The organism is Microbacterium sp. zg.Y909, assembly GCF_024626565.1.
In genome coordinates, this window is record NZ_JANJFJ010000586.1 from 1 (window position 1) to 1,903 (window position 1,903).

General features: G+C 68.7%; 3 protein-coding genes. 1 reads left to right on the forward strand and 2 read right to left on the reverse strand.

Going from position 1 to position 1,903, the window contains the following annotated elements:
- The coding region (locus NQ160_RS23130) for a 5'-3' exonuclease H3TH domain-containing protein (RefSeq protein WP_308211522.1) at positions 1–1,142 on the reverse strand (1,142 nt) is incomplete at its 3' end.
- A 48-nt stretch (positions 1,143–1,190) separates the two neighbouring features.
- On the opposite strand from NQ160_RS23130, the gene NQ160_RS23135 reads away from it, so the two are divergent.
- The gene (locus NQ160_RS23135; protein WP_257517359.1) at positions 1,191–1,613 is read left to right on the forward strand and encodes a hotdog fold thioesterase; all 423 of its coding nucleotides are present in this window, start codon (positions 1,191–1,193) and stop codon (positions 1,611–1,613) included.
- A gap of 110 nt (positions 1,614–1,723) precedes the next feature.
- On the opposite strand, the gene NQ160_RS23140 is transcribed toward NQ160_RS23135, so the two are convergent.
- Positions 1,724–1,903 (reverse strand): ANTAR domain-containing response regulator (locus tag NQ160_RS23140; RefSeq protein WP_257517360.1); only part of this gene is annotated, 180 nt, incomplete at its 5' end.

Sequence of the window (1,903 nt, forward strand, 5' to 3'; positions counted from 1 at the left end):
AGCACCTTCGGCGCGTCCGAGGCCAGCCACGGGGTCAGCACGGCGGCGGTCTCGTCGTTCCAGGCGACCTCGACGGCGGCGTCGGCGGTGGCAAGACCCACTCGCTGCGGCAGGCCGCCGGAGACCGTGACGGTCACGGCCACCTCGCCGCTCGTGGCATCCAGCCATTCCGAGAGTCCCGCTGCATCGGTCTCGGCAGGCGTCGGTGCGGTGGCTGCCGGCACGGCGTCGGGGCCCGGTCCCGGGTCGATGGCGCCGGCGGCCTCGAACACCCGCGGCAGGAGCGTGCGGAACTCGAGGCGGGCGAAGATGTCGCGCACGGCCTGGGCGTCGATGGGCTGCACCGCGAGGTCCTGCGGAGTGACGGGCAGCTCGACATCGCGCAACAGGCGGTTGAGGGTGCGGTTGCGGCGCACATCGTCGAGGTGGTCGCGCAGGTTCCCGCCGACCACGCCCTTGATCTCTCCCGAGTGCTCGAGCAGCGCGTCCAGCGTGCCGTACTGGGTGAGCCACTTGAGCGCCGTCTTCTCCCCCACTTTCGGCACGCCGGGGAGGTTGTCGCTGGTCTCGCCCACGAGGGCCGCGATGTCGGGGTAGTTCTCCGGCGGCAGACCGTATTTCTCGACCACCGCTGCAGGGTCGTAGCGCTTCAGCTGCGACACGCCCTGCACGCTCGGGTACAGCAGGGTGATGTCGTCGTTCACGAGCTGGATGGTGTCGCGGTCGCCGGAGCACACGAGCACGTGGAAACCGGCGGCGGCCCCCTCGGTGGCGAGGGTGGCGAGGATGTCGTCGGCCTCGAAGTCCTCCTTCTGCAGCACCGTGATGTTCATGGCCTGCAGGCATTCCTGCAGCAGCGGGATCTGCCCCTTGAACTCCGCCGGCGATTCCGAGCGGTTCGCCTTGTACTCGGCGTACTCGCGGGTGCGGAACGACTGCCGCGAGGTGTCGAAGGCGACCGCCACGTGCGTGGGCTTCTCGGCCTTCAACAGGTTCACGAACATCGACAGGAACCCGTAGATCCCGTTGGTGTGCTGACCGTCCTTGGTGGTGAAGTTGTCCACCGGGAGGGCGAAGAACGCCCGATATGCCAGGGAATGGCCGTCGACGATCAGAAGGGTAGGCTTTGCGGCATCCGTCACCCATCCAGCCTAACGAGCAGGTGGGACAGCCCGAACCGAGAGCAGGACATGACCGACCAGCGGACCGCGACCGAAACCGGCCTCGAATGGGTCGCCAGCCGCGGCATCGGCGCCCTCGCCGAGAAGATGGGGATCGAGTTCACGGAGTTCGCGATCGACCGCTGCGTGGCCACGATGCCGGTGGAGGGCAACACGCAGCCGGTCGGGCTGATGCACGGGGGCGCGTACGTCGTGCTCGGCGAGTCGCTGGGGTCGATGGCGGCCAACCTGCATGCGGGGCCCGGACGCCTGGCGGTGGGCACCGACATCAACGCCACCCACACGCGGTCGGCGACGAGCGGCCGCGTCACGGCGGTGTGCACGCCCGTCCACCTCGGCCGGTCGATGACGGTGCACGAGATCGCCATCACCGACGAGGCGGGCAAGCGCTGCTCGACCGTGCGCATCACGAACCTGATCAAGGACCGCTGACCCCGGACCGAGCGGCGGCGCGGCATACCGGCCGGTGCGACGGCGAGACACCATGAAACGGATGAGACCCCCCGCATCGCGGGGGGTCTCATCGGAAAAGTGGTGTCTCGTTACTTCTTGGGGGCCAGCTGCTCGATGATCGCCTTGGCGACGTCCTGCATGGTCAGGCGGCGGTCCATCGACGCCTTCTGGATCCAGCGGAACGCCTCGGGCTCGGTCAGGCCCATCTTCTCGTTGAGCAGGCCCTTGGCCCGGTCGACGAGCTTGCGGGTCTCGAAGCGCTCGACCAT

Excerpts from the sequence above, each read along its gene's own strand:
- NQ160_RS23135 (WP_257517359.1), top strand. The coding sequence starts at position 1,191 with ATGACCGACCAGCGGACCGCGACCGAAACCGGCCTCGAATGGGTCGCC.